This window comes from Stenotrophomonas sp. 2YAF26 (assembly GCF_052114625.1).
GTDB lineage: Bacteria > Pseudomonadota > Gammaproteobacteria > Xanthomonadales > Xanthomonadaceae > Stenotrophomonas > Stenotrophomonas indicatrix.
The window spans coordinates 253,706-266,797 of sequence record NZ_JBFRFC010000002.1 but is presented as its reverse complement, the minus strand read 5'-3'; the positions used below and the strand labels follow the sequence as shown (position 1 = coordinate 266,797).

11 protein-coding genes are annotated in these 13,092 nt (G+C 67.3%); 6 read left to right on the top strand and 5 right to left on the bottom strand.

Features of this window, described 5'->3' with window-relative positions; genetic code table 11:
* The first annotated feature begins 57 nt into the window (after positions 1-57).
* On the top strand, positions 58-576 hold the full coding sequence (locus AB4Y98_RS03540) for a hypothetical protein (protein ID WP_442243780.1): 519 nt from the start codon (positions 58-60) through the stop codon (positions 574-576).
* 33 nt (positions 577-609) lie between these two features.
* Here AB4Y98_RS03540 and AB4Y98_RS03535 read toward each other — a convergent pair whose 3' ends face one another.
* From AB4Y98_RS03535 to AB4Y98_RS03515, 5 genes are all read right to left on the bottom strand, one after another.
* Positions 610-1,215 carry an HD-GYP domain-containing protein gene (locus AB4Y98_RS03535; protein ID WP_394195804.1) on the bottom strand — a complete coding sequence of 202 codons (606 nt, stop codon included), beginning with the start codon at positions 1,213-1,215 and terminating at the stop codon, positions 610-612.
* Positions 1,216-1,398: 183 nt separating this feature from the next.
* Entirely contained in the window at positions 1,399-1,914 is a 516-nt protein-coding gene (locus AB4Y98_RS03530; RefSeq protein WP_313248711.1) for a hypothetical protein, read from the bottom strand.
* Positions 1,915-1,996: 82 nt separating this feature from the next.
* A complete protein-coding gene (gene mfd / locus AB4Y98_RS03525) occupies positions 1,997-5,461 on the bottom strand; it encodes a transcription-repair coupling factor (RefSeq protein WP_336026047.1) in 3,465 nt (1,154 codons plus the stop codon).
* 150 nt (positions 5,462-5,611) lie between these two features.
* Positions 5,612-6,157 (bottom strand): GNAT family N-acetyltransferase, encoded by a 546-nt coding sequence (locus AB4Y98_RS03520; protein WP_025879325.1) that lies wholly within the window; start codon positions 6,155-6,157, stop codon positions 5,612-5,614.
* Between the two features lie 95 nt (positions 6,158-6,252).
* The gene (locus tag AB4Y98_RS03515; protein ID WP_442243779.1) at positions 6,253-7,110 is read right to left on the bottom strand and encodes a 23S rRNA (adenine(2030)-N(6))-methyltransferase RlmJ; all 858 of its coding nucleotides are present in this window, start codon (positions 7,108-7,110) and stop codon (positions 6,253-6,255) included.
* A 35-nt stretch (positions 7,111-7,145) separates the two neighbouring features.
* Here AB4Y98_RS03515 and creB point away from each other — a divergent pair, with 35 nt between their 5' ends.
* From creB to AB4Y98_RS03490, 5 genes are all read left to right on the top strand, one after another.
* Entirely contained in the window at positions 7,146-7,871 is a 726-nt protein-coding gene (creB, locus tag AB4Y98_RS03510) for a two-component system response regulator CreB (protein WP_442243778.1), read from the top strand.
* 3 nt (positions 7,872-7,874) lie between these two features.
* Complete coding sequence (creC, locus tag AB4Y98_RS03505) at positions 7,875-9,335, top strand: two-component system sensor histidine kinase CreC (protein WP_363730821.1); 1,461 nt, start codon at positions 7,875-7,877, stop codon at positions 9,333-9,335.
* 81 nt (positions 9,336-9,416) lie between these two features.
* Positions 9,417-10,730, top strand: a complete 1,314-nt coding sequence (gene creD, locus AB4Y98_RS03500; protein WP_312110418.1) for a cell envelope integrity protein CreD — start codon at positions 9,417-9,419, stop codon at positions 10,728-10,730.
* Between the two features lie 10 nt (positions 10,731-10,740).
* Positions 10,741-11,151 carry a hypothetical protein gene (locus AB4Y98_RS03495; RefSeq protein WP_442243777.1) on the top strand — a complete coding sequence of 137 codons (411 nt, stop codon included), beginning with the start codon at positions 10,741-10,743 and terminating at the stop codon, positions 11,149-11,151.
* Positions 11,152-11,405: 254 nt separating this feature from the next.
* The gene (locus tag AB4Y98_RS03490) at positions 11,406-12,962 is read left to right on the top strand and encodes a M28 family metallopeptidase (RefSeq protein ID WP_051562478.1); all 1,557 of its coding nucleotides are present in this window, start codon (positions 11,406-11,408) and stop codon (positions 12,960-12,962) included.
* Positions 12,963-13,092: the final 130 nt, after the last annotated feature.

The following is a 13,092-nucleotide window of genomic DNA, read 5'->3' as shown; positions in this document are numbered from 1 at the left end:
ATGAATGCGTTAGGATGCGCGCGCTGCGCACGCCCTGCACGGGGCCCAGGGACGGTCATGAGCTTCAATTTATACGAATCCAGCAACACGTTACCTGCTGCAGCGGTCGCGCCGATGCCGACGTGCGGGCACCGCCGGCCCTTTTGGCTGGCGATGACCATTGGCGCGATCACGCCCTGGGTGGGCCTGGTGGTGGTGGTGGTCTTGTTCGCGCTGACACTTGGCAGGACCCCGTACTATCTCGTCCGGCTGGCTGCATCACTTCACGAAGTGATGGTGTCGATGGCATTCGCGGTAGTGCTCTGCGGGCCCTGGATCGGGCTGCTTCGCTGGCGCCGACGCCTGAGCTGGGTATCGGTCTGCGTTGGCGCTACGCTGATCGGCGGCATCATGCTGATGCTGCGGGCCGCCTGGCCGCCGGAAGATGGCTACCTGGAGATTCTGCTGATGGACCTTGGTTGGGGGCTCATCTTCTGCTTCCCGGTCGGCGGCTTCTTTGGATTGCTGAGCGGGATTGGCTTCAGTGCGGTTGCTGGGATTCCATTGAGGTCCCGCGCCCGCGCCAAAAGTACCTAGAGAGGCCCGCAGGCAGTCTCCGCGGTGTGCAACTCAGAGCAGCGCCGGCTCGTTCCTGAGCATGCCGTGGAAACGCTGCAGCACGTAGGGATCGATCAGGCCACCGGCCTGCTCATCGAGGATCCGCAGCACCGTCTCGTGCTCCATCGCCGCGCGGTAAGGGCGCACGCTGGTCATTGCATCGTAGGCATCGGCAATGGTGACGATGCGGGCGCCCAGCGGAATGGCCTCGCCGTGCAGGCCATCGGGATAGCCGCTGCCGTCGAACGCTTCATGGTGCGCGCGGATCAGGCGAGCGACCGGTGCCGCATCGCTGCGACCGGTGGCCAGGAAAATGTGCTCGCCGCGCACCGGGTGCTCGCGCATGATCGCGCGCTCTTCGTCGCTGTGCCGGCGCGGGCTCAGCAGTACCTCGTCGGGGATGCCGATCTTGCCGATGTCGTGGAAGCGCGCGGCCAGGCCGACCTGCGCACAGGCGTCCTCATCCAGGTCGCAGTGCAGGGCAAGGTGCTGCGCAAGAAGGCCCACGCGGTCACAGTGGTGGCGGGTATAGGCATCACGCATCTGCAGCGACATCGACAGGGCGTCGATCAGGCAGGCCTGCGCGTGCAGGAGGTCGGGAGGTCTGGGCTGGGGCATCGGAACTGGCGGCGCGACGAAGCTGCGCAGGAAACGGAAAGGCCCGCGAGAGCGGGCCGGGGCGGCGCATAGGGTACCCGCATCAGTGTCACGCGGGGGGCATCGACGGTCCCGCGTGGGGCTGTGCGTTCAGTCGCATGCAGCATTTGGCCCCGGCCGCATCGGCAACCGGGGCGGCGTGGCTCAGCCGGTGGTCTGCAGGTGGATGCGATGGGCTTTGGCGAAGGCGTCCTGCGCGTCGCTCAGGGTCTGCATGTCTTCGTCCATTCTGGTCACGGCCTCATCCAGGGTCTCCAGCAGCGGGGCGACCTGTTCTTCGCTATAGCCATCGGGCAGGGCAGCCAGCTGTTCCATCACCGCGAACATCTGTTCGGTGCTCTTCAGGGAATCGAGCAGGTTCTGGTGCAGTGCATCGGCGTCCTTGCCATGGGTGAACTGCTGGACGAAGACCAGCCGGTCGGCGATTTCCTTGTGCGCGTTCTTCAGGCCGAAGCGATGCTGCTGCATGCTCTTGCCGTCCTGCAGCGACGCATGGAAGGACTCGCCGTTCGGGCCGTTGGTCCATTGCTCGACCATGCTGACCGTGCCGTTCCAGCTGGCGACATTCTCGTGCAGGTAATCGCGGTTGCTCATGCCGCTGTGGCAGGCGGCCAGCAGGCCCAGGCTGGTGGCGAGCAGAAGGGGGGCGAAACGATTCACGGCAACACTCCTTGTCGCGGGCGCAGGAAACGGAAAGGGCGCCGGTCTGCCGCCCGCGGCGGACCGGAACCTTGGATATCGATCAACGCAGGGCCAGGGTCAGCAGCAGCGCGCGTGCGGCGTTGAAGCGGTCTTCGGGCAGTGGCAGCGGATGCTTGACGCGCAGCTTGTCCGGACCGTCCATGGCATAGAGGTTCGGTTGTTTCTGGATCAGCTGGATCACCGCCATCGGGTCGATGTTCGGCTTGGATTCGAACACGATGCGGCCACCGTTCTCGCCCAGGTCCAGCTTGCGGATGCCCAGCGTGCTGGCCTGCAGCTTCAGCTCGGCAATGGCGAACAGGTTCTTGGCCGCATCCGGCAGCAGGCCGAAGCGGTCGATCATCTCCACCTGCAGCTCGCGCAGCGCATCGCTGTCGCGCGCGCTGGAAATGCGCTTGTACAGCGTCAGGCGGGTGTGCACATCCGGCAGGTAGTCGTCCGGAATCAGCGCCGGCACGTGCAGCTCGACCTCGGCACCCCGCGCTTCTTCGCCGGCATCGATGTCGGGCAGATGGCCCTGCTTGATGCTGCGCACTGCGCGTTCCAGCAGCTCGGTGTACAGGCTGAAGCCCACTTCGGCCATCTGCCCGCTCTGGTCCTCGCCCAGCAGTTCGCCGGCGCCGCGGATCTCCAGATCGTGGGTGGCCAGGGTGAAGCCGGCACCCAGTTCGTCCATCGAGGCGATCGCTTCCAGGCGCTTTTCCGCATCCGGCGTGATCGAGCGACGGTCGGGCACGACCAGGTAGGCATAGGCGCGGTGGTGCGATCGACCGACGCGGCCACGCAGCTGGTGCAGCTGGGCCAGGCCGAAGCGGTCGGCACGGTTGATGATGATGGTGTTGGCGTTGGGGATGTCGATGCCCGATTCGATGATCGTGGTCGACAGCAGCACGTTGAAGCGCTGCTTCTGGAAGTCCAGCATCACCTTTTCCAGCTCGCGCTCGGGCATCTGCCCATGGGCGATGCCGATGCGCGCTTCGGGCACCAGCTCGGACAGCTCGCGCTGCATGCGGCCGATGCTCTCCACGTCGTTGTGCAGGAAATACAGCTGGCCACCGCGCGCCAGCTCGCGCTGGAACGCTTCGCGCAGCAGCGCGTTATCCCACTGGGTGATGAAGGTCTGCACCGCCAGCCGGTTCGGCGGCGGGGTGGCGATGATCGACAGGTCGCGCAGGCCGGCCATGGCCATGTTCAGCGTGCGCGGAATCGGCGTGGCGGTCAGGGTCAGCAGGTGCACGTTGGCGCGCAGTGCCTTCAGCGCCTCCTTCTGGCGCACGCCGAAGCGCTGCTCCTCGTCGACGACGACCATGCCCAGGTCCTTGAACTTCACGTCCGGCTGCAGCAGGCGATGGGTACCGACGATGACGTCGATGGTGCCGGCCGCGACCTTCTCCAGCTCGGCCTTGATCTCTTTGGTGCTCTTGAAGCGCGACAATACTTCGACCTTCATCGGATAGTCGGCGAAGCGGTCGCGGAAATTGCGGTAATGCTGTTCGGCCAGCAGCGTGGTCGGCACCAGCACCGCCACCTGCTTGCCGGCGCTGGCGGCAGCAAATGCGGCACGCACCGCGACTTCGGTCTTGCCGAAACCCACGTCGCCGCAGACTACGCGGTCCATCGGCTGGCTGCTGGCCAGGTCACGCAGGGTGGCGTCGATGGCGGCCAGCTGGTCCGGGGTTTCCTCGAACGGGAAACCAGCGGCGAACGGCTCGTACATCGCGCGGTCCACCTGCAGTGCCAGTCCGGCACGCGCCTGGCGGCGGGCCTGGATCTCCAGCAGCTCGGCGGCCACATCGCGCACCTTCTCGGCGGCCTTGCGCTTGGCCTTGCTCCACTGCTCGCCACCCAGTGAATGCAGTGGCGCGGTTTCGGCGGAGGCGCCGGAATAGCGGCTGATCAGGTGCAGCTGTGCGACCGGCACGTACAGGCGGTCGCCCTTGGCGTACTCGATTTCGAGGAACTCGCCGGGCATGCCGCCGACGTCCATCGCGATCAGTCCGCGGTAGCGGCCGACGCCATGGTCCTCGTGCACGATCGGCGCGCCTTCGGTCAGCTCGCCCAGATCGCGGATGATCGCTTCCGGCTCTCGTCCGGCGCGGCGCGTGCGACGGGTGCTGCCGGCGCGCTCGGGGAACAGCTGGCGCTCGGTCAGCACCGCGATGTGCGGCGCATCCAGGGCGAAGCCGTCTTCCAGCGGCGCCACGGCAATGGCGAAGCGCTCGTCGCTGGCCAGGAAGGACAGCAGGTCGGCCACCACCGGTGGCTTCAGCTCGGCGGCCTGCAGCACTTCCAGCAAGGCCTCGCGACGGCCGGGCGAATCGGCGGCGATCAGTACGCGGCCAGGGTAATGGCCGAGGAAGGATTTCAGCGCGTCACCCGCCGGTGCCTCGCGCGCGGCCACCGGCAGCGGCGGCAACGGCTGGTCGCCCAGCGCATGCGCCTCGGCGATGCGGGCGTGATCGGCAGCCCATACCTCGATGCGCGGTGCGTCGTTCAAACGCTCGCGCAGCAGGTCCGGCGACAGGTACAGCGCCGACGGTGGCAGCAGCGGTCGTTCCACATCATGGCGGCGTTGCTCGTAGCGCTCACCGGTCTGTGTCCAGAAGGTCTCTGCCGCTTCAGCGGCACCGACACAGACCACCGGCAGGCTGCCGGCAGGCAGGTAGTCGAACAGGGTGGCGGTGCGCTCGAAGAACAGCGGCAGGTAGTACTCGATGCCGGCCGGGGCCAGGCCCGATTTCAGGTCCTGGTACAGCGAACTGCGTCGGGTATCGACGTCGAAGCGCTCGCGCAGGGTCGCCAGCACCCGGGCGATGCTGGCGTCGTCCATCGGTACTTCGCGGCCGGGCAGCATGTGCACCGCCTCGACCTTGTCCAGCGAGCGCTGGCTTTCCGGATCGAACGCACGAATTGAATCGATGTCCTCGTCCAGCAGTTCCACCCGCAGCGGCTCGTCGGCGCCCATCGGGTAGACGTCAAGCAGGCCGCCACGCACGGCGAAATCACCCGGGTCCATCACCTGCGGCACGTTGCGGTAGCCGGCGCTTTCCAGGCGACGCTTCTCCGCTTCCAGGTCCAGGCGCTGGCCGACTTCAAGATTGAAGCTGCCGCCGATGACATAGCTGCGGGGAGCCAGCTGCTGCAGCAGGGTCTGCACCGGCACCACCACCAGGCCGCGCTTCAGCGTGGGCAGGCGGTGCAGGGCCGACAGACGCTGCGAAATGATGTCCGGGTGCGGGCTGAAGCGATCGTAGGGCAGCGTCTCCCAGTCCGGGAACGCCACCACCGGCAGGCTCGGGTCGCCTCCCAGAAGGGTATGCAGATCCGCTTCGATCTGGTTGGCACCGTGGTTGTCACGGGCCACCACCAGTATCGGGGCGTCATGCGTGCGCGCTGCCTGGGCCAGATACCAGGCCAGGGCAGTGGGCGAGGCGGGGGCGCGCCACCAGGCGCGAAGCTGGCCGGCACGTGGCAGCGGCGGGGCGGGGTATTGAGTACGCGACATGAACCGCGGATTTTAGCAGAAGCCCGATCGAAGCCCGCTGGGTAGTGCCGGCCGCTGGCCGGCAGCTCATGATGCTGCGGGGAATCGGTGGAGCCGGCCACAGTAGCCGGCACTACCGGAACGCGTGCCGGGCAGGGCCCGGCGCTGCCGTCAGTTGTCCAGTTCCAGCACCATCCGCACCAGGCCTTCGGCCCCGTTCGGATGGGGGACCGGCTTGAAGCCCAGCGAGGCGGCCAGCTGCTTCATCGGCTCGTTCTCGGCGGCGACATCGCCATACAGGCGGTCCAGGTACTTGCCGCGGCCCCATTTCACCAGCTTGCGCATCAGCTGGCGGCCCAGGCCCTGGCCGATCAGGAAGCGGCTGATCAGGATCGCGTACTCGGCTTCGCGGGTACCGGGGATGATCGAGGCACGGGCCACCGCGCCGACCACGGCCTCACCGGCCGGCAGCGACTCGGCGGCGACCAGGGTGATCTCGGTCTTCGGGTTGGGATGGGTCAGGCGCTGGGTGGTTTCCGGCGACAGCTCGGTCACCGACTGCAGGAAGCGGTCGCGGATTTCTTCCGGCCCGAACAGGCTGAAGGCGGCCTGCAGCGGCGCGCCATCTTCCGGGCGGATGGGGCGGATCAGCAGCTCGTGGCCGCTGGGAGCCTTGAAGATCTCATGCCAGGGCGGCATGCGGTTGCGAGTGGCCATACCGGGTGATTCCTTGGTGGTCCATCGATTGTGTCATCACCGGGGCTGCATTCCGTGAACGAAAGGCTCACGGTCGTACAGCCTCGTGAAGGCCCTTATTCGGCCGTCTTCAGCCAGTCCAGGCGGGTGCTGGCGCCAGGCTCGCCCAGATGCTGGCGCAGGGCCGGCAGGGCCGGGCCGACCACGCGGTCGAACTGCCAGGGAGCATTGAGCACCAGCATGCCGCTGCCGTTGAGGCGCAGCGGGGAGTCGTCCGGGCGGACCAGGAACTCGATGGTCATCGCCGACTTCACCGGCAGTGCGGTGGCCTTGCGCAGGAAATGCAGGATGGTGCGGCGCTGCTTGATCGGGAACCAGACCGCACAGGTGGCCTGCGGCCAGCGCGCCAGGGTCTCGGCCAGCGCGGCAAGGATCGCCTGGTACTCGGCATCCTGGGCTTCGTAGGGCGGGTCGATCAGGACCAGGCCGCGGCCGATCTTGGCACCGTTGGACTTGGGCGGCAGCAGCGAGCGCAGCAGCGCATAGCCGTCACCGGGGTGCACGCCGACGCGGCTGTCATGGGCGAACAGGGTCTTCAGCGACGCGGCTTCGTCCTCCTGCAGCTCGCACACCGCCATGCGGTCCTGCGGGCGCATGGCCTGCGCGCTGAGCAGCGGCGAGCCGGGGTAGGCGATCATCGCGCCGACCGGATTGTCGGCCTGCACCGCCTTGAGGTAGCGCTCGACCACCTCCGGCAGCTTGGGCTGGGCCATCAGCCGCATGACCCCGGATTCGGCTTCCAGGGTCTTGCGGCTTTCTTCGCTGGCCAGCAGGTAACGGCCGGCACCGCCGTGGGTGTCGAGCACGAAGAACGGGCTGTCCTTGCGCTTGAAGCTGTCGATCAGGGCCAGCTGCACGATGTGCTTGAGGACATCGGCGTGGTTGCCGGCGTGGAAGGCGTGGCGATAGTTCATGGGCGGCAGTGTACGGGGCAAGGGCCGCAGCGGCTATGCTGCGCGCCATGACAGCCCCTGTTACCCATGTCCTGGTGGTCGAAGACGAAGCGGCCATCGCCGAAACCGTGCTCTATGCGCTGCGCAGCGAAGGCTATGCCGCCAGCCATTGCCTGCTGGGCGGGCAGGCGCTGCAGCAGCTGCAGGCCGGCGATATCGACCTGGTGGTGCTGGATGTCGGCCTGCCGGACCTCAGTGGTTTCGAGGTCTGCCGCCGGCTGCGGGCCCTGCCGGGGCCGGTGGCGCAGGTGCCGGTGATCTTCCTGACCGCCCGCAACGACGAACTCGACCGCGTACTGGGCCTGGAGCTGGGGGCGGACGACTACATGGCCAAGCCGTTCTCGCCGCGCGAGCTGGTGGCGCGGGTGCGTGCCCGGCTGCGGCGTGCCACGCCCGTTCCGGCCGCCCCGGGCGCCGAGACCGGCTGGCAGGAACACGGTGCCTTCGCCATCGACCGCGAAGGCCGCCGCATCCGCTTCCAGGGAAACGCGCTGGATCTGACCCGTTATGAATATGCGTTGCTGGAAGCGCTGCTGCAGCGCCCCGGCGCGATCCTCAGCCGTGCCCAGTTGATGGACCGTGGCTGGGACAGCGCCGCCGACAGTGCCGACCGCACCGTCGACACCCACGTCAAGACGCTGCGCGCCAAGCTGCGTGCGGCCGGCGCCAGCGGTGAGCCGATCCGCACCCATCGCGGCCTCGGCTACGCCCTGGAGGTCTGACGCGTGCGTCTGGTCCTGAAACTGTTCCTGGGGTTCTTCCTGATCGTTGGCATCGCCGCGTTCTTCGTGATGCGCGTGTTCGTCAACGAAGTGAAGCCGGGCGTGCGCCAGGCGATGGAATCGACCCTGGTGGATGCGGCCAACGTGCTGGCGGAGATGGCCGCCGCCGACGTCAAGGCCGGCACCATCCGCAACGGCACTTTCACCCGCAACCTGGCCAAGGCCCGGCAGCGCGACCTGAAGGCGATGGTCTGGCGCTTCCCCAAGCGTGCGCTGGACTACCGGGTGACGATCACCGACGCCAAGGGCATCGTGATCTACGATTCGCTGGGCCGCGACGTGGGCCGCGACAATTCGCGCTGGAACGATGTCTATCGCACCCTGCGCGGCGAATACGGTGCGCGCTCCAGCCCGGAAACGCCGGGCGATGACAGCAATACGGTGATGCACGTGGCCGCGCCGGTGTACGACCCGGTCGATGGCAGCACCTTGATCGGCGTGCTCAGCCTGGCCCAGCCCAACCGCAGCATCGATCCGTTCATTGCCGCCAGCCAGCGCGCCATCATCGAGCGCGGTGCGTGGCTGATCGGCCTGTCGGCGCTGGTGGGCGTGCTGGTGACGATGTGGCTGACCAACGGCCTGGGCCAGCTCAGCCGCTATGCGCGCGCGGTCAGCGCCGGTGAACCGGTGCCGCCGCCGAAGCGGCGCAGCGACGAGATCGGCGATCTTGGCCAGGCGCTGGAGACCATGCGGCGCAAGCTGGAAGGCAAAGCGTACGTCGAGCAGTACGTGCAATCGCTGACCCACGAGATGAAAAGCCCGCTTGCGGCGATACGCGGTGCCGCCGAACTGCTGCAGGAGCCGATGGCCGACGCCGACCGTACGCATTTCGCACGCAGCATCGTCGACCAGCAGGAACGGCTGACCGAAACCATCGACAAGCTGCTGGCGCTGGCCGAGGTCGAGCAGCACGGCTGGTTGCAGACCCGTGATCCGATCGCCTTGCCGGTGCTGCTGCAGGAAGCCGCGGCGGCGGCGCAGGTGCGCGCGCAGGCCGCAGGTGTCCAGCTGCATATCGACGAGGTGCCCGACCTGCGCGTGCAGGGCGATGGTTATCTGCTGCGACAGGCGCTGCACAACCTGATCGACAACGCCATTGCGTTCTCGCCACCCGGGGCACAGGTGCAGCTGGATGCCCAACTGGACGGGCAGGGCGTACGCCTGCAGGTTGCCGACCGTGGCGCGGGCATTCCCGATTACGCACGCGAGCGCGTGTTCGAGCGCTTCTATTCGCTGGCCCGACCCGGCACTGGCCGCCGCAGTTCCGGCCTCGGCCTGCCCTTCGTGCAGGAAGTCGTGCGCCTGCATGACGGCCGCGCCAGCCTGCAGCCGCGCGAAGGCGGCGGCACCGTGGCCAGCCTGTGGCTGCCGCTGGCGATACCGGGCCAGCGTCTGCGGCGCTGACTTCACACCCGCTTCAAATTCGCCACAAACCCTGCTCACCGCAGCCGTCCATCCTGCAGTCCTCTCCAACGAGGACGGACGATGAAATCCCTGAAGATGCTGCTGCGGTTCGCCATTGTCGGCGGCCTGATCCTGCTGCTGCTGATCCCGCTGTTCCTGATCCGCAGCGTCATCACCGAGCGCAGCGCCTATCGCGAAGAGGCCTACTCGCGGGTGGCCGAAAGCCGTGCCGGTACCCAGCGCGTGGTCGGGCCGGTGCGCGTGGTGCCATGGTCCAAGCGCGAGCAGGTGGAAGTGGTCGATGCGCAGGGCAACAAGAAGACGGAGCTGCAGACCACCCAGGGTTACTGGTTGCAGCCGCCGGCCACCCTGCAGATCAGTGGCGAGCTGCTGCCCAGCCAGCGCTCGGTCGGCCTGTTCAAGGTGCCGGTATACAGCTGGAATGGCCAGCTCAAGGCGACCTTCAGCGAGGACGACTACCCGGAGCACGATGGCATGACCTATGGCGACGCCTACATTGCGCTGGGCGTGTCCGATGCGCGTGGCCTGGTCGGTACGCCGAACCTGCGGGTTGATGGGCAGCAGGTCAAGCTGCTGCCGGGCGTGGCCGGCGCATCCGCACTGGGCCGTGGGCTGCATGCACCGATTGCCGGCATTGCCCGCACCGGAGGCACCTTGGCGGCCAGCAGCGTGGAACTGGAACTGCAGCTCGATGGCAGCCGCTCGCTGTCGGTGGTGCCGGTGGGCGATGACAACCAGATCGCGCTGCGGTCCAGCTGGCCGCACCCGTCGTTTGCCGGTGCATTCCTGCCGAACGAGCGGCGTGTGGATGCGCAGGGCTTCGATGCACGTTGGGCCGTGTCCTCGCTGGCATCGGACGCACAGCAGCGACTGCGCGAGGGCGATGACCTGGATGCGCAGGCGGTGCAGGTTTCGCTGGTCGACCCGGTCGATACCTATACCCAGGCCGACCGCGCTTCCAAGTACGGCGTGCTGTTCGTGGTGCTGACGTTCGTTGGTTTCATCCTGTTCGAACTGATCAAGTCGCTGCGCATCCACCCGCTGCAGTACCTGATGGTCGGCCTGGCGCTGGCGATCTTCTTCCTGCTGCTGATCAGCCTGTCCGAGCACATCGCCTTCTGGCAGGCCTACCTGGTTTCCGCGCTGGCCTGCATCAGCCTGCAGGCGGTGTACCTGGCCAATGTGCTGGGTCACTGGAAGCGGGGCCTGGGCTTCGCCGCAATGCTGACGGTGCTGTACGGCGCGCTGTATGGGCTGCTGGTCTCGGAAAACAATGCACTGCTGATGGGGTCGCTGCTGCTGTTCGTGATCCTCGCGCTGGCGATGTGGGTGACCCGTCGGGTTGACTGGTACGCCCTGGCCGAGCAGAAGTAAGGAGCACGCCATGGGCTGGCGCCAAGGATTGCAGCAACGGGCACGACAGGGCATTCCCGCGCTGTTGGAGGTGGATGCACTGCTGCAGGCCCATGGGGTACTGGCGGCCTTGCCGGGGGCACGGATCGCGCCCGGCCTGGTCCGCTTCCAGCTGGCCGCCGTCACCTGCGAAGGATTGCACCGGCGCGGGCTGGACTGGTTGCGGGAGGCGCGGCACGGACGCGGCGCGCTCGCCGGCAAGGTGCCCCGTTACCGGCCATGGAAGGCCGGGGCGGCGGCATTGTCGGAGATCGGCATCGACGGGTTGCCGGCAGACTGGCCGGAACATGCGGCGGTGTTTGGTTGCAGCAGCATCGACCAGCGGCACTGGCTGCTGCTGTTGCCCGAACGCGCGCAGCTGTGGCTGGGGTGGAAGGGGTGACAGCGGAAGGCCCATCCACGCATGGCGTGGATCTACGGGGCCTCTGGTGGGCGGACCTTGGTCCGCACCGCTCTTCGGTGGGAAGGCCCATCCACGCGTGGCGTGGATCTACCAGATGCCCATGACCGATGGGACGGGGGCCGGGGCCCCCGGCTGGCTAGACTCGACCGGATGATGATCGAGCCGAAGGGCAGGGGTGCGGCGTGTTGACGTGGAGCGGGCTGAAGTGGGGCGTGCTGGCAGTAGCGCTGGCGATGGGTGGCAATGCGGTGGCGCAGCAGCGCGAGCCGGTGGACTTGGACATGGTCGGCAAGATCCGCCAGCAGGCGTTCCACAAGTCGCAGGTGATGGATACCTTCAGCTACCTCACCGAACGCATCGGGCCGCGCCTGACCAATTCGCCGGCGATGGGGCGTGCCAACGCCTGGACCCGCGGCAAGTTCAGCGAATGGAAGCTGGACAATGTCCATGACGAAGCCTTCGACGAATTCGGCCGTGGCTGGGAATTCACCTCGGCCAGCGTGGAGATGCTGGGCGATCGCGTGCAGCCACTGCATGCGCTGCCCAAGGCGTGGACGCCGGGCACCAACGGCCCGGTCGAGGGCGACCTGCTGCAGGTGGACATCAAGAAGCCCGAGGACATCGAGAAATATCGCGGCAAGCTGCGTGGAAAGATCCTGCTGCTGGGCGAGGCACGCGAATACAAGCGCGGCACCGACGCCGATTCGCACCGGCACGACGCCACCTCGCTGGAAGGCCTGCAGGAATTCACCCTGCCCAAGGACAAGGACGTGGCCGCCGACCGCGCCAAGCGGGTCAAGGAATACCAGGAGAAGCAGGCGCTGGCGGCGAAGGTCAACGCATTCTTCGTTGAAGAAGGCGCGCTGGCCTCGATCAGCATCAGCAGTTGGGACAACGGCATCATCCGCGTGGCCGGTGGCGGCTCGCGCAAGGCCGGCGAAGCGGTCGGCATTCCCGAACTGGCGATGATCGCCGAGCACTTCAATCCGCTGGTACGCGCGCTGGAAGCCAAGCAGAGCGTGCGCCTGCGCGTGGATGTGGCCGCACGCTTCACCGACGAGGCCGACCAGCCCGGCTACAACACCCTGGCCGAGATCCGTGGCAGCAGCAGGCCGGACGAGGTGGTGATGATCGGCGCGCACCTGGATTCCTGGCACAGCGGCACCGGCGCGGCCGACAACGCCGCCGGCGTGGCGGTGATGATGGAGGCCATGCGCATCCTCAAGGCCAGCGGCGCCAAGCCCAAGCGCACCATCCGGGTTGCGCTGTGGAGTGGCGAGGAACAGGGACTGATCGGTTCGCAGGCCTACGTGGCCAAGCACTTCGGTCGATTCCCCGAGCCCACCGACCCGGCGCAGAAAGCGCTGCCGGCCTCGCTGCGCGAACCGACCGGTGCCCTGCAGAAGACCCGCGACTACGGCAAGTTCCAGGTCTACTTCAACATGGACAACGGCTCGGGCCGCTTCCGTGGCATCTACGCACAGGAAAACCTGGCGGCGATGCCGATCTTCGAAGCCTGGCTCGCCCCGTTCCATGACGTGGGTGCAACCACCGTGGCCACCCGCAACACCGGCAGCACCGACCACATCAGCTTCGATCGCATCGGCCTGCCGGGCTTCCAGTTCATCCAGGACAAGCTGGACTATTTCAGCAACGTCCACCACAGCCACCTGGACACCTGGGACCACGCCGAACCGGAAGACCTGAAGCAGGCCGCCGCCATCGTCGCCTCCTTCGCCTACCACGCCGCCATGCGCGAGCAGCCGTTCCCGCGCAAGCCCGAGCCCTGAAAAGGGGACGGAGGGGATCAAGTCGTATTTCCCCTCCGTTGCATCGGCGTTCTCCCGGAAGCGCGGCAATAGCGACTTGACCCCCTCCGCCCCCTTTTTCCGCAGGGGGCGGAGGGCTGGTAAAATCGGG